The sequence below is a fragment of the Streptomyces sp. NPDC014656 genome (genome assembly GCF_043084305.1).
In the GTDB taxonomy this organism is placed as follows: Bacteria; Actinomycetota; Actinomycetes; order Streptomycetales; family Streptomycetaceae; genus Streptomyces.
The window spans coordinates 223,269-247,643 of record NZ_JBIBZN010000006.1 but is presented as its reverse complement, the minus strand read 5'-3'; the positions used below and the strand labels follow the sequence as shown (position 1 = coordinate 247,643).

19 protein-coding genes and 2 pseudogenes are annotated in these 24,375 nt (G+C 73.6%); 17 read left to right on the top strand and 4 right to left on the bottom strand.

Annotation, left to right across the window (positions count from 1 at the left end; translation table 11 throughout):
- A complete protein-coding gene (locus ACF1ED_RS16945) occupies nucleotides 1-756 on the top strand; it encodes a DUF3159 domain-containing protein (RefSeq protein WP_391761102.1) in 756 nt (251 codons plus the stop codon).
- 160 nt (nucleotides 757-916) lie between these two features.
- On the opposite strand, the gene ACF1ED_RS16940 is transcribed toward ACF1ED_RS16945, so the two are convergent.
- Both ACF1ED_RS16940 and ACF1ED_RS16935 read right to left on the bottom strand, forming a co-directional pair.
- Entirely contained in the window at nucleotides 917-1,591 is a 675-nt protein-coding gene (locus ACF1ED_RS16940) for a potassium channel family protein (protein WP_391761100.1), read from the bottom strand.
- Nucleotides 1,591-2,259, bottom strand: coding sequence for a TrkA family potassium uptake protein (locus ACF1ED_RS16935; protein WP_189852669.1), 669 nt, complete (start codon nucleotides 2,257-2,259; stop codon nucleotides 1,591-1,593). Before ACF1ED_RS16935 ends, ACF1ED_RS16940 begins: the two co-directional genes overlap by 1 nt.
- Before the next feature lie 235 nt (nucleotides 2,260-2,494).
- Here ACF1ED_RS16935 and ACF1ED_RS16930 point away from each other — a divergent pair, with 235 nt between their 5' ends.
- The 3 genes from ACF1ED_RS16930 (at nucleotide 2,495) to ACF1ED_RS16920 (ending at nucleotide 6,255) form a co-directional block, all read left to right on the top strand.
- The gene (locus ACF1ED_RS16930) at nucleotides 2,495-4,546 is read left to right on the top strand and encodes an APC family permease (RefSeq protein ID WP_391761098.1); all 2,052 of its coding nucleotides are present in this window, start codon (nucleotides 2,495-2,497) and stop codon (nucleotides 4,544-4,546) included.
- A 69-nt stretch (nucleotides 4,547-4,615) separates the two neighbouring features.
- Complete coding sequence (locus ACF1ED_RS16925) at nucleotides 4,616-5,944, top strand: class I SAM-dependent RNA methyltransferase (protein ID WP_391761096.1); 1,329 nt, start codon at nucleotides 4,616-4,618, stop codon at nucleotides 5,942-5,944.
- A gap of 149 nt (nucleotides 5,945-6,093) precedes the next feature.
- A complete protein-coding gene (locus ACF1ED_RS16920; protein ID WP_391761094.1) occupies nucleotides 6,094-6,255 on the top strand; it encodes a hypothetical protein in 162 nt (53 codons plus the stop codon).
- Nucleotides 6,256-6,879: 624 nt separating this feature from the next.
- Here ACF1ED_RS16920 and ACF1ED_RS16915 read toward each other — a convergent pair.
- Nucleotides 6,880-7,593: a TioE family transcriptional regulator gene (locus ACF1ED_RS16915; RefSeq protein WP_391761092.1), complete on the bottom strand. Its 714-nt coding sequence runs from the start codon at nucleotides 7,591-7,593 to the stop codon at nucleotides 6,880-6,882.
- A 293-nt stretch (nucleotides 7,594-7,886) separates the two neighbouring features.
- Here ACF1ED_RS16915 and ACF1ED_RS16910 point away from each other — a divergent pair, with 293 nt between their 5' ends.
- The 7 genes and pseudogenes from ACF1ED_RS16910 to ACF1ED_RS16880 form a co-directional block, all read left to right on the top strand.
- Nucleotides 7,887-9,059, top strand: a complete 1,173-nt coding sequence (locus ACF1ED_RS16910; RefSeq protein WP_391761336.1) for an erythromycin esterase family protein — start codon at nucleotides 7,887-7,889, stop codon at nucleotides 9,057-9,059.
- Between the two features lie 192 nt (nucleotides 9,060-9,251).
- A complete protein-coding gene (locus ACF1ED_RS16905; RefSeq protein ID WP_391761090.1) occupies nucleotides 9,252-10,337 on the top strand; it encodes a GHMP kinase in 1,086 nt (361 codons plus the stop codon).
- A 5-nt stretch (nucleotides 10,338-10,342) separates the two neighbouring features.
- Nucleotides 10,343-11,617 carry a PLP-dependent aminotransferase family protein gene (locus ACF1ED_RS16900; protein WP_391761088.1) on the top strand — a complete coding sequence of 425 codons (1,275 nt, stop codon included), beginning with the start codon at nucleotides 10,343-10,345 and terminating at the stop codon, nucleotides 11,615-11,617.
- Between the two features lie 95 nt (nucleotides 11,618-11,712).
- Nucleotides 11,713-12,156 (top strand): cell division protein SepF, encoded by a 444-nt coding sequence (locus ACF1ED_RS16895; protein WP_391761086.1) that lies wholly within the window; start codon nucleotides 11,713-11,715, stop codon nucleotides 12,154-12,156.
- A gap of 274 nt (nucleotides 12,157-12,430) precedes the next feature.
- Complete coding sequence (locus ACF1ED_RS16890) at nucleotides 12,431-13,753, top strand: ATP-binding protein (RefSeq protein WP_391761084.1); 1,323 nt, start codon at nucleotides 12,431-12,433, stop codon at nucleotides 13,751-13,753.
- On the top strand, nucleotides 13,750-14,136 hold the full coding sequence (locus tag ACF1ED_RS16885; protein WP_391761082.1) for a nucleotide pyrophosphohydrolase: 387 nt from the start codon (nucleotides 13,750-13,752) through the stop codon (nucleotides 14,134-14,136). The genes ACF1ED_RS16890 and ACF1ED_RS16885 overlap by 4 nt, the downstream gene beginning before the upstream one ends.
- A gap of 125 nt (nucleotides 14,137-14,261) precedes the next feature.
- Nucleotides 14,262-14,729: pseudogene (locus ACF1ED_RS16880) on the top strand (DUF6099 family protein); the annotation flags it as partial.
- Between the two features lie 278 nt (nucleotides 14,730-15,007).
- Here ACF1ED_RS16880 and ACF1ED_RS16875 read toward each other — a convergent pair.
- A complete protein-coding gene (locus tag ACF1ED_RS16875; RefSeq protein WP_391761080.1) occupies nucleotides 15,008-15,319 on the bottom strand; it encodes a hypothetical protein in 312 nt (103 codons plus the stop codon).
- 275 nt (nucleotides 15,320-15,594) lie between these two features.
- Here ACF1ED_RS16875 and ACF1ED_RS16870 point away from each other — a divergent pair, with 275 nt between their 5' ends.
- The 6 genes and pseudogenes from ACF1ED_RS16870 (at nucleotide 15,595) to argF (ending at nucleotide 24,302) form a co-directional block, all read left to right on the top strand.
- Complete coding sequence (locus ACF1ED_RS16870; RefSeq protein WP_391761078.1) at nucleotides 15,595-16,518, top strand: LLM class F420-dependent oxidoreductase; 924 nt, start codon at nucleotides 15,595-15,597, stop codon at nucleotides 16,516-16,518.
- A 4-nt stretch (nucleotides 16,519-16,522) separates the two neighbouring features.
- Nucleotides 16,523-17,430 (top strand): annotated as a pseudogene (gene mmuM, locus ACF1ED_RS16865) (homocysteine S-methyltransferase).
- Between the two features lie 103 nt (nucleotides 17,431-17,533).
- A complete protein-coding gene (locus ACF1ED_RS16860) occupies nucleotides 17,534-19,021 on the top strand; it encodes a 3' terminal RNA ribose 2'-O-methyltransferase Hen1 (RefSeq protein ID WP_391761076.1) in 1,488 nt (495 codons plus the stop codon).
- Nucleotides 19,018-21,588, top strand: a complete 2,571-nt coding sequence (locus ACF1ED_RS16855; protein ID WP_391761074.1) for a polynucleotide kinase-phosphatase — start codon at nucleotides 19,018-19,020, stop codon at nucleotides 21,586-21,588. The genes ACF1ED_RS16860 and ACF1ED_RS16855 overlap by 4 nt, the downstream gene beginning before the upstream one ends.
- Before the next feature lie 321 nt (nucleotides 21,589-21,909).
- A complete protein-coding gene (locus ACF1ED_RS16850; RefSeq protein ID WP_391761072.1) occupies nucleotides 21,910-23,142 on the top strand; it encodes an arginine deiminase in 1,233 nt (410 codons plus the stop codon).
- 134 nt (nucleotides 23,143-23,276) lie between these two features.
- Nucleotides 23,277-24,302 (top strand): ornithine carbamoyltransferase, encoded by a 1,026-nt coding sequence (gene argF / locus ACF1ED_RS16845; protein WP_391761070.1) that lies wholly within the window; start codon nucleotides 23,277-23,279, stop codon nucleotides 24,300-24,302.
- The last annotated feature ends 73 nt before the right edge of the window (nucleotides 24,303-24,375 follow it).

Sequence of the window (24,375 nt, the reverse complement as noted above, 5' to 3'; positions counted from 1 at the left end):
GTGACGTCCGTCGACAAGCCGACCACCGCACCGCCGATCCCGGACCAGGACGCCCGGACCGACAAGGCGGTGACCGAGGCCGCGCTCTTCGAGGCGTTCGGCGGCGTCCGGGGCATGGTCGAGACGGTCCTGCCCGGACTGCTCTTCGTCACGATCTACACGATCAACAAGAACCTGCAGGGCTCGGCCATCGCCGCCCTCGGCGTCTCCCTGCTCCTGGTCGCCGTCCGGCTCGTCCGCCGCGACACCGTCAAGCACGCCTTCAGCGGCGTCTTCGGCGTCGCCTTCGGCGTCGTCTTCGCGATGATGACCGGGAACGCCAAGGACTTCTACCTCCCCGGCATGCTGTACACCCTGGGCCTCGCCCTCGCGTACATCGTCACCACGCTCGCCGGCGTCCCGCTGATCGGCCTCATCCTCGGCCCGGTCTTCAAGGAGAACCTCTCCTGGCGGACCCGGAACCCGGGACGGAAGAAGGCCTACGCCAAGGCCAGCTGGGCCTGGGGCCTGATCCTCCTCGCCAAGTGCGCGATCCTCTTCCCGCTCTACTGGTGGGCCGACACCACCCAGCTCGGCTGGGTCCTCGTCGCGCTGAAGATCCCGCCCTTCCTGCTCGCCGTCTACCTCACCTGGGTCTTCCTCGCCAAGGCGCCGCCGCCGATCGACGTCTTCGCCGAGATGGAGGCCGAGGAGAAGGCCGAGGAGGAGCGCAAGGCCGCCGCGGCCCGCGCCGCCGGGGGACCGGACGCCTCCTAGGAGCGCGCGGAGGTACGCGGAAGGGCCCGGGACCTGCGATGGTCCCGGGCCCTTCCGCGTACCGTGCGGCTCCGCCTTCTGTGCGGCTCCGCCCCGTGCGCGTACCGCCTCGTGTGCGTACCGCTCCGCGTGCGTATCGCTCCGTGGGCGGTACCGGCTTCTACTCCGTGGGCTCCCGGCGGACCTGGAGCAGCTCCTCCAGCTGCTCCTCCCGCGCCTGCGCCGCCACGAACAGCAGCTCGTCGCCGGCCTCCAGGGTCTCCTCGGGGCTCGGCGTCAGCACCCGCGAACCGCGGATGATCGTCACCAGCGAGGTGTCCTGCGGCCAGGCGACCTCGCCCACCTGCGTACCGGCCACCGCCGACTCCGGCGGCAGCGTCAGCTCCACCAGGTTGGCGTCGCCGTGGCTGAAGCGGAGCAGCCGCACGAGGTCGCCGACGCTCACCGCCTCCTCCACCAGGGCCGACATCAGACGCGGGGTGGAGACGGCCACGTCCACGCCCCACGCCTCGTTGAACAGCCACTCGTTCTTCGGGTTGTTCACCCGGGCGACCACCCGCGGCACGCCGTACTCGGTCTTCGCGAGCAGCGAGACGACCAGGTTCACCTTGTCGTCACCGGTGGCCGCGATGACCACGTTGCAGCGCTGGAGCGCCGCCTCGTCCAGCGAGGTGATCTCACAGGCGTCGGCCAGCAGCCACTCCGCCTGCGGCACCCGCTCCACCGAGATGGCGGTCGGCGCCTTGTCGATGAGCAGGATCTCGTGGCCGTTCTCCAGGAGCTCGCCCGCGATGGAACGGCCCACCGCGCCCGCGCCCGCAATCGCGACACGCATCAGTGACCGCCCTCCTCGGGGCCCTCCGCGAAGGCCGCCTCGACCTTCGCGATCTCGTCCGTCCGCATCATCACGTGCACCAGATCGCCTTCCTGGAGCACCGTCTGCGAACTCGGGATGACCGCCTCGCCCAGCCGGGTGAGGAAGGCGACCCGCACGCCGGTCTCGTCCTGGAGCCGACTGATCTTGTGGCCGATCCACGCCGGGGAGGTGTGCACCTCGGCGAGCTGGACGCCCCCGCTCGGGTCGCTCCACAGCGGCTCCGCGCCCGAGGGCAGCAGCCGGCGCAGCATCTGGTCGGCGGTCCAGCGGACCGTCGCCACCGTCGGGATGCCCAGGCGCTGGTAGACCTCGGCGCGCCGGGGGTCGTAGATCCGCGCCGCCACGTTCTCGATGCCGAACATCTCGCGCGCCACCCGGGCCGCGATGATGTTGGAGTTGTCGCCGCTGCTCACCGCGGCGAAGGCACCGGCCTCCTCGATCCCCGCCTCACGCAGCGTGTCCTGGTCGAAGCCCACGCCGGTGACCCGCCGGCCGCCGAAGCCGGAGCCCAGACGGCGGAAAGCCGTCGGGTCCTGGTCCACGACGGCGACGGTGTGCCCCTGCTGCTCCAGGGTCTGCGCGAGAGCGGCTCCCACTCGCCCGCAGCCCATGATGACGATGTGCACGTCCCCGCTACCCCGCACTCCTGATCGCCTTGCTGACCTGCGCAAACACCTTGCTCACAACTTTCCTCGCCCGATCGGCCCGGGCCGTGGCGGACAACACCCTGCCGGGTTGCCCGGTCCGAGCTTAAGCCGCAACGCGGAACCGGACTGCATCCGAGGGGCAGCCGGAAAGATTCCGTATGGATTGGGGGTCGCGGTGCGAATGGCTGTTTTCGAACGCTTACGATCCTCTGTTGTGTCCAAACTGACCGACGTGCCCAAACGGATCCTGATCGGGAGGGCCCTGCGAAGCGACAAGCTCGGGGAGACCCTGCTCTCCAAGCGGATCGCCCTCCCCGTCTTCGCCTCCGACCCGCTCTCCTCGGTGGCGTACGCACCGGGCGAGGTCCTCCTCGTCCTCTCCGCCGCCGGTCTGTCGGCCTACCACTTCAGCCCGTGGATCGCGCTGGCCGTCGTCGTCCTGATGTTCACGGTCGTCGCCTCGTACCGCCAGAACGTCCACGCGTACCCGAGCGGTGGTGGCGACTACGAGGTCGCCACCACCAACCTCGGGCCGAAGGCCGGACTCACCGTCGCGAGCGCCCTGCTCGTCGACTACGTCCTCACCGTCGCCGTCTCGATCTCCTCCGGCATCGAGAACCTCGGCTCCGCCATCCCCTTCGTCGTCGAGCACAAGGTCGCCTGCGCCGTCGGCGTGATCGTCCTCCTCACCCTGATGAACCTCCGGGGCGTGAAGGAGTCCGGCAGCCTCTTCGCCATCCCGACGTACGTCTTCGTCTTCGGCGTCTTCTGCATGATCGCCTGGGGAGCCTGGCGCGGTCTCGTCCTCGACGACACCATGAAGGCCCCCACCGCCGACTTCGAGATCAAGCCGGAGCACCCGGGACTCGCGGGCTTCGCCCTGGTCTTCCTGCTGCTGCGCGCCTTCTCCTCCGGCTGTGCCGCCCTCACCGGCGTCGAGGCCATCTCCAACGGCGTCCCCGCCTTCCGCAAGCCGAAGTCGAAGAACGCCGCCACCACCCTCGCGCTCATGGGCGGCCTCGCCGTCACCATGTTCTGCGGCATCATCTTCCTCGCCCAGGCCACCGACGTCCGGATGGCCGAGAAGCCCGCCGAGGACCTGCTGGTGAACGGCGTCCCGGCCGGCGAGGGCTACGTCCAGGACCCGGTCATCTCCCAGGTCGCGGCCGCCGTCTTCGGCGACGGAACGTTCTTCTTCGTCCTGCTCGCCGCCGCCACCGCGCTCGTCCTCTTCCTGGCCGCCAACACGGCGTACAACGGCTTCCCGCTCCTCGGCTCGATCCTCGCCCAGGACCGCTACCTGCCGCGCCAGCTGCACACCCGCGGCGACCGGCTCGCCTTCTCCAACGGCATCGTGCTCCTCGCCGGCGCCGCCGCCCTCCTCGTCTGGGTCTACGGCGCGGACTCCACCCGCCTCATCCAGCTGTACATCGTGGGCGTCTTCGTCTCCTTCACGCTCAGCCAGATCGGCATGGTCCGGCACTGGAACCGCCACCTGCGGACCGAGAAGAACCCCGCCAAGCGCCGCCACATGATCCGCTCCCGCGCGATCAACGCCTTCGGCGCCTTCTTCACCGGCCTCGTCCTCGTCGTCGTCCTCGCCACCAAGTTCACCCACGGCGCCTGGGTCGCCCTGCTCGGCATGGTGATCTTCTACGTGACGATGACCGCGATCCGCCGCCACTACGACTCCGTCGCCGCGGAGATCGCCGCCGCCGAGGAGCGCCCCGACGAGTACGTCCGCCCCTCCCGGGTCCGGTCCGTCGTCCTCGTCTCCAAGCTCCACAAGCCCACCCTCCGGGCCCTCGCCTACGCCAAGCTGCTGCACGCCCACGAGCTGGAGGCGCTGACCGTCAACGTCGACCCGGCGGAGACCAGGGCGCTCAAGGAGGAGTGGGAGCGGCGCGGCATCAACGTGCCGCTGAAGATCCTCGACTCGCCGTACCGCGAGATCACCCGGCCGGTCATCGAGTACGTGAAGAACCTCCGCAAGGAGAGCCCGCGCGACGCCGTCTCGGTGTACATCCCCGAGTACGTCGTCGGCCACTGGTACGAGCACCTGCTCCACAACCAGTCCGCGCTCCGCCTCAAGGGCCGGCTCCTCTTCACCCCCGGCGTGATGGTCACCTCCGTCCCCTACCAGCTCCAGTCCTCCGAGGCCGCGAAGAAGCGGGCGAGGAAGCGCCAGGAGTGGAACGCGCCGGGCTCGGTCCGCCGCGGCCCCGTCGAGAAGGCCAAGAAGGAACCGACCGCGAAGAGCAACTAGACTGGTGGGCTGCTGTGCGAACAGCGGCCCCCTTTCTTTTCCTCCCTTCTGTCACTGGAGCCCCCGATCATGCAGAACACCCCTGTGAAGTCCCTGATCGGGGAGGAGTACGAGGTCGAGGTCGGCCCGGTCGCCCACGGCGGCCACTGCATCGCCCGCACGGAGGAGGGCCGCGTCCTCTTCGTCCGCCACGCGCTGCCGGGCGAGCGCGTCCGTACCCGCGTCACGGAGGGCGACGAGAGCAGCCGCTTCCTGCGCGCCGACGCCGTCGAGATCCTGGAGGCGTCCAAGGACCGCATCGAGGCGCCGTGCCCCTTCGCCGGCCCCGGCAAGTGCGGCGGCTGCGACTGGCAGCACGCCAAGCCGGGCGCCCAGCGCCGCCTCAAGGGCGAGGTGATCGCCGAGCAGCTCAAGCGGCTCGCTGGCCTCACCCCGGAGGAGGCCGGCTGGGACGGCACCGTCGTCCCCGCGGAGGGCGACAAGCTCCCGGCGGGCGAGGTCCCGCAGTGGCGCACCCGCGTCCAGTACGCCATCGACACCGAAGGCCGCGCGGGCCTGCGCAAGCACCGCTCGCACGAGGTCGAGGTCATCGACCACTGCATGATCGCCGCACAGGGCGTCTCCGAGCTGGGCGTCGAATCCCGCACCTGGGAGGGCATGGCCACCGTCGAGGCCATCGCCGCCTCCGGCTCGAACGACCGCCAGGTCATCCTCACCCCCCGCCCCGGCGCCCGCCTCCCGCTCGTCGAGCTCGACAAGCCGGTCTCCGTCTTGCGCGTCGACGAGAAGGACGGCGGCGTCCACCGCGTCCACGGCCGCGCCTTCGTCCGCGAGCGCGCCGACGAGCGCACCCACCGCGTCGGCAGCGGCGGCTTCTGGCAGGTCCACCCGAAGGCCGCCGACACCCTCATGAAGGCCGTCATGCAGGGCCTCCTCCCGCGCAAGGGCGACACCGCCCTCGACCTCTACTGCGGCGTCGGCCTCTTCGCCGGCGCCCTCGCCGACCGCGTCGGCGAGGCGGGCGCCGTCCTCGGCATCGAGTCCGGCAAGCGCGCCGTCGAGGACGCCCGCCACAACCTGGCCGCCTTCCCGCGCGTCCGCGTCGAACAGGGCAAGGTCGAGTCCGTCCTCCCCCGCACCGGCATCACCGAGGTCGACCTCATCGTCCTCGACCCCCCGCGCGCCGGCGCCGGCAAGCAGACCGTCCACCACCTCGCCTCCCTCGGCGCCCGCCGCATCGCCTACGTCGCCTGCGACCCGGCCGCCCTCGCCCGCGACATCTCCTACTTCGCGGAGCGCGGCTACCGGGTCCGGACACTGCGGGCTTTCGACCTGTTCCCGATGACCCACCATGTGGAGTGCGTCGCGATCCTGGAGCCGGTGAAGAAGGACGCCTGACCGGGACGGGTGTCGGAGCTGTGGTTTTCGCGCGGGCCACGGAGAGCGCGAAGCGGTGGGCAGTGGTGGCCGGCCGACGACGGGCTGCTCGGTTCGCTGCCCTCCGCTCGGCGCCGTCCAACCGGCGCTGGGCCGCCCCTGCTACCGCCGTGGCGGTCGGGATTGAGGACGAGGCCGAGGACCGGCACGAGGATCAGGACGAGGCCCGCTGGGCTGTCGTCTGCCTTGACGCCCTCCAGGGGTTCGACCGGGAGGAGACCCGGTTGCGCCTGGAGCCGCTGATCGGGGAGTGCGTGGCCCTTCAGGGCTGACGTCTGGCCGGGGCTGGGCGGCGGTTCGCCGTCGTCTGGTCGTCAGGCGTTGCGTGCGCCCTCGCCGTTGGTAGTAGCGGAGGGGGTGGGGTACTCAGTGTGTTCCTGGTGGGCGAGTGCGTAGCCCTTGAGCGTGCTGATCTGGCAGGAGTCTCCAAGGGACTGCGCGAGGAGCCGGAAGGCGCGTCGTGGACGTGGCGTTCGGCGTTCGGCGTTTGTTGGCTCCGCCGTCAGTCGTCAGCCGGGCGAGTGTTTCTGGGGGCTCGTCCTGCTCCGCCCGCAGGGAGCCGAAGTCCGAGGGCCACCGGTCGATCTCGGCGCGGTACACGAGCCGGTCGGCGGCGCCGGAGTGTTCCCGCTGCCGGACCGAGCCTGCTGTTCGTCCAGACGCTCGTGCGCGCTGTGGACCATCCCGCGCAGGAACCGGGTCTCCTGGTGGAGGTGTCGGCTCTTCCGGTCGGCCCGGTTCCTGCGCGGGGTGGTGCTGTGCGGTGTGCGCACCAGGTCGTGGGCGGGCGGGGTCAGATCGGCGTTCGTCTCCCGGTGAGGTTCGGGGCTGACGCCGGCATGCCAGGACCGCGGCCGTCAGAGGCGCCTGACGCATGACTTGTAATTGATAGAGCGTCAATTCTTTTCGGAGGAAAGGTAGTCGGATAGGAGGGAGGCCGCCGTCAGCATCGCTAGGCCCCGGGCGGTGACGCGGCGGCGCCAGTCGGCGAGGGTCGCCTCCAGGGCCGGGGTGTCCCCGGCCGCCCGGACCTGCCGGACGACGGTGGCGATCAGCTCCAGGGGGTGACGGCCGCGCCGGAGGAAGTGGGCCAGTTCCGCGTCGCGGACGTCGTCGGCGTCGTAGGCGCGGTGTCCGGTGCCGGGGTCGCGCCGAGGGTTCAGTACCCCCGCCGCCTCCCATTTCCGGACGGTCGCCACGCTGACGCCGAGGCGGTGGGCCACGTCGCCGACGGTGAAGGGCCGGTTGGTCCCCGGCGCGCGCCCGCTGCCGTCCGGGCGCTTCGCCAGGCGGGATACGACCTCGCCCACCGCGTCCAGGGTGCCCCGGTCCCTGAGGAGTTCGGCATGGCTCCGGTCGACGGCGGCCAGCGCGTCGTCCAGCCGCCCCGCGACGACCGCCCGCATGATGGCCCCGCCCTCGGCGTATCCGTGCGCCGGGACGAGTGCCCGGTACGCCCGCAGCGCCGCCGCGTGCCGCTCGGTGTAGCGGCGGTGGCCGCTGTCCGTGCGCTCGGCCGGAGGGAGGAGGCCGTCGCGCTCGTAATTGCGTACGGCCTGCGGGGAGATCCCGTGCTCCCGGGCGAGATCGGCCGGTCGGAGATATGCCATGTTTGAGACTATAGGGCGTGGACGCCGGTGTTCTCCGTGCAAAAGTTCAACGGGATGTTCAGGTATACGTTCCATGGTCGAGGCGCCCGGAGACGGACGGGCCGGAACCCTGGAAAGGGGCCGAGAACATGGCTGCCACCGACCGATCCACCGACCCATCCACCGACCGATCCGTCGATCGGCTCACCGGCGCAGTCGCCGATCGGCTCACCGGCGCGGTTGCCGGCCGGCCCGCCGGCCCAGCCGCCCCCGCGGTCGAGGCCGTCGCCCGGCCCGTCGACGCGAGAAACGTCATGGAGATGCTCGGCACCCGTCCGCGCCTCCTCGCCCTGGGCGAGCCCACCCACGGCGAGGACGTCCTCCTCGACGCGCGGAACGTCCTCTTCCGGCAGCTCGTCGAGGAAGAGGGGTACCGGACCGTCGCGATCGAGAGCGACTGCCTGGCGGGCCTGATCGTCGACGACTACGTCACCTCCGGGACCGGCGACCTCGACGAGGTCATGGAGCGCGGCTTCAGCCACGGCTTCGGCCGCTCCCTGGCCAACCGCGCCCTGGTCGCCTGGATGCGCGCCCACAACGCCGGCCGTCCGGTGGCGGAACGGGTGCGGTTCGCCGGCTTCGACGGGCCGCTGGAGATGAGCGGCGCGGAGAGCCCCCGCGCGGCCCTCACCGCCCTCCACGCCCACCTCTCCGACCGGACCGACGCCGCCCTCCTGCCCTGCACCGCCCGTGAGCTCGACGACCTGCTCGGCGACGACGCCCGCTGGACCGAACCCGCCGCGATGCGGGACCCCTCCCGTTCCGTGGGCCGGACGGCCGGAGCCGAACGGCTGCGGCTGATCGCCGACGACCTGACCGTCCTGCTCGACGCGGAGGCCCCGGACCCGGAGGACGAGCGGGAACGCGAGGAGCGGTACCGGGCGCTGCTCTACGCGCGCACCGCCACCGGCCTCCTCCGCTACCACGCCGGGACGGCCGACACCTCGCCCGCCCGCCTCGGCCGGCTGCTGACCCTGCGCGCCTCCATGATGGCCGCCAACCTGCTCGCCCTCACCGAACGCGGCCCCACCCTGGCGTTCGCCCACAACGCCCACCTCCAGCGCGAGCGGAGCGCCCTCACCTTGGACGGGCGGCGGGTGGAGTGGTGGAGCGCCGGCGCCGTTGCCCACTCCCGGCTGGGCGAGGCGTACGCCTTTGTGGCGACCGCCCTCGGCACCATCCGCCACCGGGGCGTCCAGGACCCGCCGCCGGACACCGTCGAAGGGCTCCTCCACGCGCTCCCCGGCGACCGGTACGCCGTCGACGTCCGCCGGCTGGCCGCCGCGTTCGGCGACGCACGCCCCGAGCCCCGCCGGTCCCCCTGGTACGGTTACGCCCCGCTGGACCCGGCCCACCTGACCCGCAAGGACGCGCTCCTCTACGTCAAGGACGCCCCCGAGGGCCCGGAATGGTGGCCGGCCGGCTGACGCGACCGCCGGCGGAGGAGACCCGTACCGCCCCTGAGCGCCACGCGGCCTCCGAGCGCCACGCGGCTGTGGGTTCCTCCGCCCCTGGCCGCCACGCGGCCTCCGAGCGGCACGCGGCTGTGGGTTCCTCCGCCCCCGGGCGTCACGCCCCCACCGCCCCACCGTCCCGCCCCGGAGGCCAGACTCTCCTCCGTGACCACAAGCACCTCCGCCTCCTCCTCCACCTCCGCCCCCACGCACGCCCTCGGCACGAGCACGGGCACGAGCACGAGCACCGTCCCCACCCCCGGCACCGTCCCCACCCCCGGCACCGGTCACGCCCCCTCCCACCACGGCGAACTCCTCCAGGGCGTCTTCCTCGACACCGACGGGCGCCCCCGCGCCGGCCTCGTCACCCTCCCCGTGGACACCCCCGGCACCCGGGCCGACTTCACCCCCCGCCCCGGCACCCCGCCCGACGCCGTCGCCGTCGTCCCCGGCGGCCGTACCAAGGCGGCCCGGGCCGCGCGGTTCGCCGTCGCCCTGTGCGCGGAACGCACCGGGCGGCCCGCGCACGGCGGCACCCTCCGGCTGACCGGTGACGTCCCGCTCGGGCTCGGCATGGGCAGCTCCACCAGCGACGTCCTCGCGAGCGTGCGCGCCGTCGCCGACGCGTACGGGCTCCGCCTCGACCCCGGTACCACCGCCCGGCTCGCCGTCCGCGCCGAGCGTGCCAGCGACCCGCTCATGCTCGGCGCGCGGCCCGTCCTCTTCGCCCAGCGGGAGGGCCGGGTCCTCGAAGTCCTCGGGCCGGCCCTCCCGCCGCTCCTCGTCGTCGGGTGCCTGCTCGGCGGGGGCGCGGCCGTCGACACGCTCGGCCTGCCCGCCCCCGCGGCCACCGGCGCCGAACTGCGCGCCTACGCCAGGCTCCGCGACCGGCTCCGGCGCGCCGTCGCCGACGGTGACGCCGCGCTCCTCGGCCGGGTCGCCACCGCCAGCGCCCGGAGGGCCCAACGCGTGCTGCGGCACCCGGAGTTCGAGGCGCTCGTGGTCCTGGCGCGCCGCACCGGCGCGGTCGGCGTGCAGATCTCGCACAGCGGTTCCGTCGCCGGTGTCCTCCACGATCCGGCCCTCCCGGGCGCCGGGGCCCGCGCCGACGCCACCCGGCGCGCGCTCGACGCCCACCGCATTCCGTACACCCGCACGTTCGCCGTCAGCGGAGCCTCCAACTCCCCTTGTGGCAGTGGGAGTCCGAGGGTCGGATGCTTCTGGACAGCGAAAGGATGCTCCCTACACTGAAGCGCATGCCTCCTGTCGCCCTGGTGCCCGAGCCCGCCGCCCAGCCTGCCGCCGCGCAGCCCGCCACCTCCCGGCCCGCCGCCTCCCGGTCCGCCGCCGACGTCGCGCCCACGCCTCCCCTCGCCGCCCGGCTGGGCAACGTCGCCTCCTCCCCGGTGCGGGAGATCCTGGCGCTCACGGCACGCCCCGAGGTCATCTCGTTCGCCGGTGGCCTGCCCGCCCCCGAACTCTTCGACATGGAGGGCATCAAGGCCGCCTACGAGGCCGTCCTCACGGACGCCCCGGGCTCCGCCCTCCAGTACTCCACCACCGAGGGCGACCCGAGCCTGCGCGAGGCCGTCGCCGCCCGGCTGACCACCCGGGGGCTGGCCACCGCCGCCGACGACCTGCTCGTCACCACCGGCTCCCAGCAGGCCCTCACCCTGCTCGCCACGGCGCTCCTCGAACCGGGCGCCGTCGTCCTCGTCGAGGACCCCTGCTACCTCGCCGCCCTCCAGTGCTTCGGCTTCGCCGGCGCCCGCGTCGTCCCCGTCCCCACCGACGAGGACGGCATCATCCCCGAGGCCCTCGACGAGATCGCCGCCCGCGAGAAGCCCGTCCTGCTCTACGTCATCCCGACCTTCCAGAACCCCACCGGCCGGACCCTGCCCCTCGCGCGCCGCACCGCCGTCGCCGAGGCCGCCGCCCGGCACGGCTTCTGGATCGCCGAGGACGACCCGTACGGCGAACTCCGCTTCGACGGCGAGCCCGTGCCCCTCCTCGCCGGGCTCCCCGCCGCCGCCGACCGCACGGTCCTCCTCGGCTCCTTCTCCAAGGTCATGGCTCCCGGTCTGCGCCTCGGGTACCTGCGCGCCCCCGCCGTGCTCCGGCGCGCCTGTGTCATCGCCAAGCAGGCCGCCGACCTGCACACCTCCACCGTCGACCAGGCCGCCGTCGCCCGCTACCTCCGGGACCGCGACCTCGACGCCCACGTCGCCGGCATGCGCGCCGCGTACCGCGCCCGCCGCGACGCCATGCTCGACGGCCTGCCCGCCGCCCTCCCCGAGGGCAGCCGCTGGAACCGGCCCGAGGGCGGCATGTTCGTCTGGGCCACCCTCCCCGAGGGCCGCGACGCCACCGCCCTCCTCCCGGCCGCCGTCGACCGCAACGTCGCCTACGTCCCCGGCGCCCCCTTCTTCTCCGGCACCCCGGACCCGGCCTCCCTCCGCCTCTCCTTCACCACCCACACCCCCGCCGAGATCGCCGAGGGCCTGCGCCGCCTGGCCATGGTCTTCACGTGAGGCCAGGGCGCCCGTGACCGTGCCGCGGCCCGCCCGTCACCCGTTCGCCCGTGTCGTTGTTGGGCCGAACGGGTGAGGGGCGGGAGGATGGGTCCATGAGTAGGTACGAGAGGTACGACGTCACCGACGAGCAGTGGGAGGGTCTGGCCCAGGTCCTCCCACTGCGCGGCCGTGACGAATGGCCGTCCAGGGTCGACCACCGCACGATCCCCGAGCAGTACGAGTCAGCCGAACAGCGCCGCATGGTCGTGCTGCGGGTCCAGGTCTTCGCCGACGCCCGCGAGGTCGCCGAGTACCTCATCGCCCAGATCCCGGTCCTGCTCGACCTCACCAGTGCCGACCCCGAAGTCGCCAAGCGCGTCCTCGACTTCAGCAGCGGCGTCGTCTTCGGCCTCGGCAGCGGCATGCACCGCGTCGACCGCAACGTCTTCCTGCTGGCCCCTCCCGGGACCGAGGTCGAGAGCACCGGCGACGGTCCGGCCGGCGACGAGGACGACGAGCCCGTCGGCGCCCCGCGCGCGGGCGTCCCCCGATCGTAGGAAGGTCATCTCGGCGTAACGGTTCGTCAGCCCGGCCCCTGCGTACGGTCCGATCATGGACCTCACCGGCGGCCCCGCCCTCGCCCGCACGCCCGACTCCCGCACGCCCGCACCCCCGGCCCCTCGCCCGGACACCGTGCCCCACCCCCGCCCGACCCCACCACCGGCTACGACTCCGGCCGCGACTTCGGCTCCGGCTCCGGCTCCGGCTACGACTTCGGTTTCGGCCTCGAAGCCAGGTGGCGGTGGTGACGGCGGTGACGGCGGAGCTCGTATGGGTGCGGGTGCGGGTGCGGGTGCGAGTGCGGAACCGGGCCCCGGCGCGGGTACGGACCCGGCCCCGAGTACGGGTCCGAGCACCGTTCCGCAGTCCCGCAGGGGCGGCGGCGCGGGTGACGGCTCCGGGGCCCGCACCGGCTCCCGGGCCCGCCCCCGTCCGCGTACCGACGGGGGCACCGCGGGGGCCGGGCCGTCGGAGGCGCCGCGGCCCGTCGTGACGGAACTGCGGCTCTCCGCATACGCCGGACGGCAGCGGGCCGCGTACCGCCTCGGGCCCGTCACCCTCTTCACCGGCCCCAGCGGCAGCGGCAAGTCCACCGTCCTCGGCGCCTACGAGGCGCTCGCGCGGCTCGGCGCGGGGGATCCGCTCGCCGAGGTCTTCCCCGATCCCGGCGCCCGCGTCCCCGACAGCGCCCAGCCCGACTCCCAGGGACGCCGCGGCTTCCGCATCGGCTGCACCGTCGACGGGCCCGTCGGCCCGGTCCGGCTGGACCTCGCCGTCCAGGCCGAACCGCAGCTCCGCATCGTCGGCGAACGCCTCACCCGGCACGGCCGCACCCTCCTCACCACCGCTCTCCGGGACCCCGGCCGCGCCACCGTCCAGGCCGCCTGGCTCACCGCGGGCGCCACCCCCGTCACCCGCGCCCCGCTGCCCGACGACCTCCTCGGCACCGCCCTCCTCCCGCTGCGGGTCGCGGGCGCGACCGAAGGGCAGCGCGAGGTGCTCGCCGCGGCCGAACAGGCGGTGGTCGGCCTGCGTTCCCTCTTCCCCTGCGCCCCCGAATCGGGCAGGATGCGCGCCCCCGTCCCGGCCGGCGAGGGCCGGCTCCTGCGCGACTGCGCCAACCTCGCCGAGGTGCTGCACCGCACCCACACCGCCTGCCCGCGCCGCCACCAGCGCCTCGCCTCCGTCGCCGGCGCGGGCTGCGCCGGGCCCGTCACCGGCGTCGGGACGCAGGAACTCGCCGACGGCACCGTCCGCGCCCTCCTCGCCCGGGGCACCCGGCCCGCCACCCCGCTCGGCCGCCTCGGCGACGGCGAACTCCGTTACCTCGCCCTCGCGCTGACCCTCCTGACCGGCCCCGGCGTCCTCGCCATGGACCGCATCGCGGAGGTCCCGGACGCCATGCAGTGCCTCGCCCTCCTCACCGACGACCTCGACCGGGGGCTCGACGCCCGCCAGTGCTCCGCCCTCCTCGGCCTGGCCGCCGCCATCGCCGCCGACGGCCACATCCGGCTCGCGGGGTCGGTCCGCGAGGGCACCGCGGCGGAAGCCCGGCGGACACCGGGGGTGACGGTGGTAGACCTGACCCCGTGACGGACACCGAACACGACGTGGCGGGGCTCCAGCGCCGCCTCGCCGCCTTCGCGGCGGCGCGCGACTGGCAGCCCTACCACACGCCCAAGAACCTGGCGGCGGCGCTCAGCGTCGAGGCGGCCGAACTCCTGGAGATCTTCCAGTGGCTGACCCCCGAGCAGGCGGAGAAGGTGATGGAGGACCCGGACTCGGCCCACCGCGTCGCGGACGAAGTGGCCGACGTCCTCGCCTATCTCCTCCAGTTCTGCGAAGTGCTGGGGATCGACCCGCTGGCCGCGCTCGCCGCCAAGATCGACCGGAACGAGCTCCGCTTCCCACCCCGCAGACGGGACGGAACGGACGAGTCGGGCGCCGCCGAGGGGGATCGTCACTCTTCGGAGTGATCGCTTCATCCTGATCGAGATGCCTGTCCACAGATTTCCGAATTCCTCTGGTGCCGGGGCTCAGGCGGCCTCACTCTGGGTAGTGGATTGAGGGACGGCAAGTCGTAAGAACGGGGGCGGAGTTGATGGAAGCGGAGCGGCTCGTCCAGGCCGGCCTGCACGCGCTGGCCGAGAGCGGGACGGCACACGACATCGTGGCGGAAGCCTGGCAGGCCCGGGCCCTCGCCCAGGCCATAGGGAGTCACCTCGCGCTCTGCGGGCCGCTGGAACTGCGGGGCGAGGCGCGGGGGCTGAGCGAGGCGGGGGAGTACCCGGCATGGGGCGCGGCCGGACCGCGCGCCGCCCGGCTGACCGAGGTCGGTGACCCGCGCTCGGCGCTCACCGCCCTCGGGGAGCTCCTCGGGGAGGTCGGCATCGCCCTCGTCGGGGTGGCCTCGGTCACCGACGACGAGGGGCTGTACTGGCAGTGCATGGAGGCGATCGACGCCGCCGACGAGGCCGGCGACCGGGTCCGGGGCATGCTCCGCCGCCTCGACGTCCGAGAACAGGGCCGGGCCCGTCCTCCCGACCCGCCCCGGGGCCGGGCGGGCCCCCTGCCGACCACCCCGCGCCCCAGGCCCTCCACCCCCCGCCCGGCCCCCGAGCCCGGCCGGGAGCCGGAGCGGAGGCGGGAGGCGGAGCGCGAGCAGGAGCCGGGACGGGAACGGGAGCCGGGACGGGAACGGGACCAGGAACGCGACAGGGCCCGGGACCGGTGACGGTCCCGGGCCCGGGCCGGGGAGCGGAGACGGGAACGGCGATCGGGGAGCGAGGGGAAGAGAGGGGTGAGGGGAGAGGGGAGAAAGGGCAGAGGGGAGAGAGGAGCGGTCGGTCAGCGGGCTTCGTGGCCGCTGCTGGGGTCACCGGCGGGGCTGTCACCGTGGCCGTGCCCATCGTGCCCGCCGTGCCCGTGTCCGTGGTTCCGGCCGTTGTCGTACGCGTCGGCTGCGGCTTCCGGCTCCAGGCGCTCCGCCGTGGACTGGAGGTCGGCGTCCAGCTGGGAGAGGTCGGCGGAGAGGGCGGCCATCAGCTCCTCCATCTGCTGGAGCAGCCCCTTCGGGGCTCCCGGAGCCTGCTGCTCGGGCACGGACTGCGGCACGTGCTGTTCGGGCAGTGCCTGCTCCGACGCGGCTTCCTGGGACATCGCGGCCTCCTCGACCCGGACCCCGGCCGGCTCGGACGGGACCACGGGAGAAGAACGACGCACCGGCTGCGGCCGCCGGCACGCGGGCCGGGCGGTCCGGCTCCGCCCGAGCCAACGACGGCGCCCGGTCACGGTCACTGGCCAGCGGTGACGCGTCCCGCCAGGGGGACGGATATTCACCCGACCGTGCCGGACGGACCCGCACGCTGACGCGCGACTTGACGCGCGGCTTGACACGAACGGCTCGACACGCACCGAAGGTGCAGGATGGAGGCATGGATCTTCGTATCTTCACGGAACCCCAGCAGGGCGCCGACTACGACACCCTCCTCAGGGTGGCCCGCGCCACCGAGGAGCTCGGCTTCGACGCCTTCTTCCGCTCCGACCACTATCTGCGCATGGGCTCGGGCGACGGTCTGCCCGGACCGACCGACGCCTGGATCACGCTCGCGGGCCTCGCCCGGGAGACCTCGCGGATCCGCCTCGGCACCCTGATGACCGCCGCCACCTTCCGGCTGCCGGGCGTCCTCGCCATCCAGGTGGCCCAGGTCGACCAGATGTCCGGCGGGCGGATCGAACTCGGCCTCGGCGCCGGGTGGTTCGAGGAGGAGCACACCGCCTACGGCATCCCGTTCCCCAAGGAGAAGTTCGGCCGGCTGGAGGAGCAGCTGGCGATCGTCACGGGCCTGTGGGAGACCGGGACGGGCAAGACCTTCTCCTACGAGGGGAGGCACTACCGTCTCGCCGACTCGCCCGCCCTGCCCAAGCCCGCCCAGCGGAAGATCCCGGTGCTGGTCGGCGGCCACGGCGCGACCCGCACGCCGAGGCTGGCGGCGCGGTACGCGGACGAGTTCAACATCCCGTTCGCGTCCCTGGAGGACACCGAGCGGCAGTTCGGCCGCGTCCGCGCCGCGGCCGAGGAGGCGGGCCGGTCGGCCGGCGACCTCGTGTACTCCAACGCGCTGGTCGTCTGCGTCGGCAAGGACGACGCCGAGGTGGCGCGCCGCGCGGCCGCCATCGGCCGGGACGTGGAGGAACTGAAGGCCAACGGCCTCGCGGGTTCGCCCGCCGAGGTCGCCGACAAGCTCGGCCGCTACGCGGCGGTCGGCTCCTCCCGGGTCTACCTCCAGGTCCTGGACCTGGACGACCTGGACCACCTGGAGCTGATCTCCGCCCAGGTCGCGCCGCAGCTGGGCTGAGCCGATGGCACCGGCCCGGACGTTCGCCCAGGCGCTCGCCGACGGGGTGCTGGTCCTCGACGGCGGGCTCTCCAACCAGCTGGAGGACCAGGGCTGCGACCTGTCGGACGCGCTCTGGTCGGCGCGGCTGCTCGCCGACGCGCCCGAACAGGTCGAGGCGGCCCACACCGCCTACGTCCGGGCCGGCGCCGAGGTGCTGATCACGGCCGGCTACCAGGCCACCTACGAGGGCTTCGCCCGCCGGGCCTGGACCGGGCGGCCACGACGGCGCTCCTGCGCCGGAGCGTGTCGCTGGCCGGGCAGGCCGGGTGGGGGAGCGGCTGGGTGGCGGCCTCCGTGGGGCCGTACGGGGCGATGCTGGCGGACGGGAGCGAGTACCGGGGGCGGTACGGGCTCTCGGTCCGGGAGCTGGAGCGCTTCCACCGCCCGAGGGTGGAGGCCCTCGCGGCGGCGGGGCCGGACGTGCTGGCACTGGAGACGGTGCCGGACGCCGACGAGGCGGAGGCGCTGCTGCGGGCGGTCGCCGGGTGCGGGGTGCCGGTCTGGCTCTCGTACACGGTGGCGGGCGGCCGGACCCGGGCGGGGCAGGGCCTGGCCGAGGCCTTCGCGGTGGCGGCGGGGAACGACCAGGTGGTGGCGGTCGGGGTGAACTGCTGCGACCCGGCCGAGGCGCTCGGGGCGCTGGCGGTCTCCGCGGAGACGACCGGAAAGCCCGGTGTCGTCTATCCCAACAGCGGCGAGCGCTGGGACGCCCGTTCCCGCGCGTGGCGCGGCGGCACGGCCTTCGGCCCCGCCGAGGCCCCCGGCCTCGCCGAAGCCTGGGCGGCGGCCGGTGCCCGTCTGATCGGCGGCTGCTGCCGCGTCGGCCCCGGGACGATCGCCGCCTTGGCCGGGTGGCGGGGGGAGGGGTAGGGAGGGGAGGGGAACGGAGGAGGGGGAGAGGGTGGGGGAGGGGGACGGGGAGGGCGGGGAAAATTCCTGGTGGGCGGGGGCGGGGGCGCTCATACTCGGGCGTGTGTTCCTGACGATCAGCACCACCGGCAACCCGGAGCGACCCGCTACCGATCTCGGATTCCTGCTGCACAAGCATCCCGGGCGGGCGCAGGCGTTCTCGACCTCGCACGGCGTCGCGCACGTGCTCTATCCCGAGGCCACCGCGGAGCGGTGCACCGCGGCCCTGCTCCTGGAGGTGGACCCCGTGGCGCTGGTGCGCCGCGGCAAGGGCAAGGGGCGGGGCGGCGCCCCGGACGCGGCGCTCGCGCAGTACGTGAACGACCGGCCCTACGCCGCGTCCTCGCTGCTCGCGGTCGCCCTCGCGCAGGTCTTCAAGACGGCGCTGCACGGGGTGTGCCGGGCGCTGCCCGAGCGGGCGGCGGGGCCGATGCCGTTGCGGATCGAGGTGCCGGTGCTGCCGGCGCGGGGCGGTGCGGCGCTGGTCCGGGAGCTGTTCGGGCCGCTGGGCTGGACGACGGTGGACGCCGAGCCGCTGGCGCTGGACGCGGAGTTCCCCGAGTGGGGCGACTCGCGGTACGTGCGGCTGGTCCTGGAGGGCGAGGGGCTGCGGCTCGCGGACGCCCTGAACCAGCTGTACGTGCTGCTGCCGGTCCTCGACGACGCCAAGCACTACTGGGTGGCGCCCGACGAGGTGGACAAGCTGCTGCGGGCCGGTGAGGGCTGGCTGGCGTCCCACCCGCGGCGCGAGCTGATCACCACCCGCTACCTGTCGCGCCGCCGGAGCCTCGCCCGCGAGGCGTCGGAGCGGCTCGAACTGGTGCGGCTGGCCGAGGCCGACGGGCTGGACGTCGAGGACGTCGACAACGCCGTGGACGAGGCGAGCGACACCGAGGAGCGGCCGGTGCCGCTCGCCGAGCACCGGCGGGCGGCGATCCTGGCCGCGCTGCGGTCCGCCGGCGCGGCCCGGGTCCTCGATCTGGGCTGCGGGCAGGGCCAGTTGGTGCAGGAGCTGCTGAAGGACGTCCGGTTCACGGAGATCGTGGGCGTGGACGTCTCGGTACGGGCGCTGACCGTCGCCGCGCGCCGGCTGCGGCTGGACCGGATGGGCGAGCGGCAGGCGGCCCGGGTGAAGCTGGTGCAGGGCTCGCTCGCGTACACGGACAAGCGGCTCGGCGGTTATGACGCGGCCGTGCTGAGCGAGGTGATCGAGCACCTGGACCTGCCGCGGCTGCCGGCCCTGGAGTACGCGGTGTTCGGCGCGGCCCGGCCCCGTACGGTCGTGGTGACCACGCCGAACGTCGAGTACAACGTGCGCTGGGAGTCGCTGCCCGCCGGGCACGTCCGGCACGGCGACCACCGCTTCGAGTGGACCCGGGCGGAGTTCCGCGCCTGGGCGGCGGGGGTGGCCGAGCGGTACGGATACGGGGTGGAGTTCGCGCCCGTCGGGGCGGACGACCCCGAGGTGGGGGCGCCCACGCAGATGGGCGTGTTCACCCGGACCGGCGCGGAGGCCGGGAACGACGAGAGGGAGAAGGAGGACCGGGCATGAGTGCCGACACGACCGTCACCACCACCACGGACACCGCGGAGAAGCGGCGGCTGCCCGTCACCGACCTGTCCCTCGTGGTGCTCGTGGGGGCCACCGGTTCCGGCAAGTCGTCGTTCGCGCGACGGCACTTCAAGCCGACCGAGGTGGTGTCCTCGGACTTCTGCCGGGGGCTCGTCGCGGACGACGAGAACGACCAGTCGGCGTCGAAGGACGCCTTCGACGTGCTCCACTACATCGTGGGCAAGCGGCTCGCGGCCGGCCGGCTGACCGTCGTCGACGCCACCAACGTGCAGCGCGAGGCGCGCCGTCAGCTGGTGGCGCTGGCCCGCGAGCACGACGTGCTGCCGATCGCGATCGTGCTCGACCTGCCGGAGTCGGTGTGCCGGGAGCGCAACGCCCTGCGGGCCGACCGGGCCGGCATGCCCGATCACGTGATTCCCCGTCACCGGCGTGAGCTGCACCGGGGGTTGAGGGGCTTGGAGCGGGAGGGCTTCCGCAAGGTCCACGTCCTCAGGTCGGCCGCGGAGGCGGACGCGGCGGAGGTGGTCCTGGAGCGCCGCTTCAACGACCTGCGCCACCTCACCGGCCCGTTCGACATCATCGGAGACGTCCACGGGTGCCGGAGCGAGCTGGAGACGCTGCTCGGGCGGCTCGGCTATGTGGACGGCGCGCACCCGGAGGGACGTACGGCGGTCTTCGTCGGCGACCTGGTCGACCGGGGGCCGGACTCGCCGGGCGTGCTGCGCCGGGTGATGGGCATGGTGGCGGCCGGGAACGCGCTCTGCGTGCCGGGCAACCACGAGAACAAGCTGGGGCGCTGGCTCAAGGGCAGGAAGGTCCAGCTGACGCACGGCCTGGCCGAGACGGTCGAGCAGCTGGAGCGCGAGCCCGCCGAATTCCGCGAGCGGGTGGGGAAGTTCATCGACGGACTCGTCAGCCACTACGTCCTCGACGGCGGCGGCCTGGTGGTGTGCCACGCCGGTCTGCCGGAGAAGTACCACGGCCGCACCTCGGGCCGGGTCCGCTCGCACGCGCTGTACGGCGACACCACCGGCGAGACCGACGAGTTCGGGCTGCCGGTGCGCTATCCGTGGGCGGAGGACTACCGGGGGCGGGCGACGGTCGTGTACGGCCACACGCCGGTGCCGACGACGTCCTGGATCAACAACACCATCTGCCTGGACACCGGCGCGGTGTTCGGCGGGCGGATGACCGCGCTGCGCTGGCCGGAGCGCGAGCTCGTCGACGTACCGGCCGAGCGGGTCTGGTACGAGCCGGCCCGGCCGCTGTCGTCCGAGGCGCCCGGCGGGCACGAGGGCCGGCCGCTGGACCTCGCCGACGTGCACGGGCGGCGGACGGTGGAGACCCGGCACCTGGGCCGGGTGACCGTCCGCGAGGAGAACGCGGCGGCGGCCCTGGAGGTCATGAGCCGCTTCGCGGTCGATCCCCGGCTGCTCGCCTACCTGCCGCCGACGATGGCGCCGACGCCGACCGCGAGGGCCGAGGGTTATCTGGAGCACCCGGCGGAGGCGTTCGCGCAGTACCGGGCGGACGGAGTCGAGCGGGTCGTGTGCGAGGAGAAGCACATGGGTTCGCGGGCGGTGGCGCTCGTCTGCCGGGACGCGGACGCGGCCCGGGAGCGGTTCGGCGTGGACGGGCCGACGGGCGCGCTGCACACCCGCACCGGCCGTCCGTTCCTCGACGACGACGCCGCCACCGAGGAGGTCCTCGCGCGACTGCGGACGGCGATCGGTGCGGCCGGCCTGTGGGAGGAACTGGACACCGACTGGCTGCTGCTGGACGGCGAGCTGATGCCGTGGTCGCTCAAGTCGGGCGGACTGCTGCGGCACCAGTACGCGGCGGTCGGCGCGGCGTCGGGAGCCGTCCTCCCGGAGGCCGTGCGGGCGCTGGAGTCGGCGGCCGCGCGCGGGGTCGAGGGGCTCGACGGGCTGCTCGCGGCGCAGCGGGAGCGGGCGGCCGACGCGGGCGCGTTCACCGAGGCCTACCGGCGGTACTGCTGGCCGACGGACGGCCTGGACGGGGTGCGGTTCGCGCCCTTCCAGCTGCTCGGCGTGCGGGGGCGCTCGCTCGCGGAGGTCCCGCACGACACGCAGCTGGGGTGGCTGGACCGGCTCGTGGAGCACGATCCGACGGGCCTGCTCCAGGTGACGCGGCGGATCGTCGTCGACACCGGCGACGAGGAGTCCGTCCGCGCGGGCACCGACTGGTGGCTGGAACTGACCGGTGCCGGCGGCGAGGGCATGGTCGTCAAGCCGCTCGCCGCGCTGGTCAGGGACGGCTCGGGCCGCCCGGTGCAGCCGGGCGTGAAGGTGCGGGGCCGGGAGTACCTGCGGATCGTGTACGGCCCCGAGTACACCCGTCCGGAGAACCTGGCGCGGCTGCGGCAGCGCTTCCTCGGCCACAAGCGCTCGCTCGCCCTGCGCGAGTACGCGCTCGGGCTGGAGGCGCTGGAGCGGCTTGCGGCCGGGGAGCCGCTGTGGCGGGTCCACGAGGCGGTCTTCGCGGTGCTGGCCCTGGAGTCGGAGCCGGTGGACCCGAGGCTGTAGCGGGGGCTGGCGGGGGAGGGGCCGGCGGGGCGGCGCCCCCCGGGGCCTGCCGGTGTGGGTCCTGCTCGTGTCGGCAGGGCCGGTGCCGGAAGGCCCCGGGTCGGCAGGACCCATGCCGGCAGGCCCGTACGCCGGCAGCCCGTACGCTGGCAAGCCCCCCCCGTACACCGGCAGCCCCGTACGCCGGCAGCCCGTACGCTGGCAAGCCCCCCGTACACCGGCAGCCCCGTACGCCGGCAGACCCGTAAGGGCGGGGCCCGGTGCGGAATTCGGCCGTGCGCGTCCCACGCGCACGGCCGTCCGCTCCGTCAGGATGGGCGCATGGGATTCCATGTCGACTCAGAGACCGGCCGGCTCCGCCGCGTGATCCTCCACCGTCCCGATCTGGAGCTGAAGCGGCTGACCCCGTCCAACAAGGACGCCCTGCTCTTCGACGACGTGCTGTGGGTGCGGCGGGCCCGCCAGGAGCACGACGGCTTCGCGGACGTGCTGCGGGACCGGGGCGTGGAGGTGCACCTCTTCGGCGATCTGCTGGGGGAGGCGCTGGAGGTGCCGGCGGCGCGGGCGCTGGTCCTGGACCGGGTCTTCGACGAGAAGGAGTACGGGCCGCTCGCCGCCGACCACCTGCGGGCGGCGTTCGACTCGCTGGACACCGGCGCGCTGGTGGAGGCGCTGGTGGGCGGGATGACGAAGCGGGAGTTCCTGGCGGCGCACCGGGAGCCGACGTCGGTCCGCTTCCACGCGCTGGAGCTGGACGACTTCGTGCTCGGTCCGCTGCCGAACCACCTCTTCACCCGGGACACCTCGGCGTGGATCTACGACGGGGTGTCGATCAACGCGATGAAGTGGCCGGCGCGGCAGCGCGAGACGGTGCACTTCGAGGCGATCTACAAGCACCATCCGCTCTTCACGGGGCCGGAGGCGGGGCCGTTCCACCACTGGTCGGAGGGGCAGGCGGACTACCCGTCGACGATCGAGGGCGGCGACGTGCTCGTCATCGGCAACGGCGCGGTGCTCATCGGGATGAGCGAGCGGACGACGCCGCAGGCCGTGGAGATGCTGGCGCGGGGGCTGTTCGCGGCGGGCTCGGCGCGGACGATCGTGGCGCTCGACATGCCGAAGCGGCGGGCGTTCATGCACCTGGACACGGTGATGACGATGGTGGACGGGGACACCTTCACCCAGTACGCGGGGCTCGGGATGCTGCGCTCGTACACGATCGAGCCGGGTGACGAGGGGCAGGCGCTGCGGGTGACGGACCATCCGCCGGAGCAGATGCACAGCGCGATCGCCGCCGCGCTGGGGCTCCAGGACGTGCGGGTGCTGACGGCGACGCAGGACGTGCACGCGGCGGAGCGGGAGCAGTGGGACGACGGCTGCAACGTGCTGGCGGTGGAGCCGGGGGTGGTGGTGGCGTACGAGCGGAACGTGACGACCAACACGCATCTGCGGAAGCGGGGCATCGAGGTGATCGAGATCCCGGGGAGCGAGCTGGGGCGGGGGCGGGGCGGCCCGCGCTGCATGAGCTGCCCGGTGGTGCGGGACGCGGTGTGAGGCGGGGGACGCGGTGTGGGCACGGGGGCCGGAAGGACGGAGGGGCTGTATAAGCATGCTGATGTACGTATACACTTCCAGCGTCCCGTACGGCTCGTCCCCGCCCGTACCCACCCACCCGAGGAGCGCCCGCCATGGCCCCTGACCTCTCCGGCCGCCACTTCCTCAAGGAGCTGGACTTCACCGCCGAGGAGTTCCGCGGCCTGGTCGACCTCGCCGCCGAGCTGAAGGCCGCCAAGAAGGCCGGCACCGAGGTGCGCCGGCTCTCCGGCAAGAACATCGCCCTGATCTTCGAGAAGACCTCCACCCGCACCCGCTGCGCCTTCGAGGTCGCCGCCGCCGACCAGGGCGCCTCCACCACCTACCTCGACCCCTCCGGCTCCCAGATGGGGCACAAGGAGTCGGTGAAGGACACCGCCCGCGTCCTCGGCCGCATGTTCGACGGCATCGAGTACCGGGGCGACAGCCAGGCCACCGTGGACGAGCTGGCCGAGTTCGCCGGCGTCCCCGTCTTCAACGGCCTGACCGACGACTGGCACCCCACCCAGATGCTCGCCGACGTGCTCACCATGACCGAGCACAGCGACAAGCCGCTGGAGTCCGTCACCTTCGCCTACCTCGGCGACGCCCGCTTCAACATGGGCAACTCCTACCTCGTCACCGGCGCCCTGCTCGGCATGGACGTGCGGATCGTCGCGCCCGAGGCGTACTGGCCGGCCGAGGAGGTCGTCGCCGCCGCCCGCGAGCTGGCCGGGGCGAGCGGCGCCCGGCTCACCCTCACCGAGTCCGTCGCCGAGGGCGTCCGGGGCGCCGACTTCGTCGTCACCGACGTGTGGGTGTCGATGGGTGAGCCCAAGGAGGTGTGGGACGAGCGGATCGCCGCCCTCGCCCCGTACTCCGTCACCATGGACGTGCTGCGCGCCACCGGGAACCCGGACGTCAAGTTCCTGCACTGCCTGCCCGCCTACCACGACCTCGGCACCAAGGTCGCCCGCGAGGTCCACGACCGGCACGGCCTGACCGAGCTGGAGGTCTCCGACGAGGTCTTCGAATCGGCCCACTCGGTCGTCTTCGACGAGGCCGAGAACCGGCTCCACACCATCAAGGCCGTCCTCGTCGCCACCCTGGCCGGCCCCGCGCCGCAGACCGCCGGGGCATAGCTTTACGCCCGATTGGGTGAATATGCGGCGTACGGTCTACGATCGCATCGTTCAGGGGGGTCCGGGCACACAT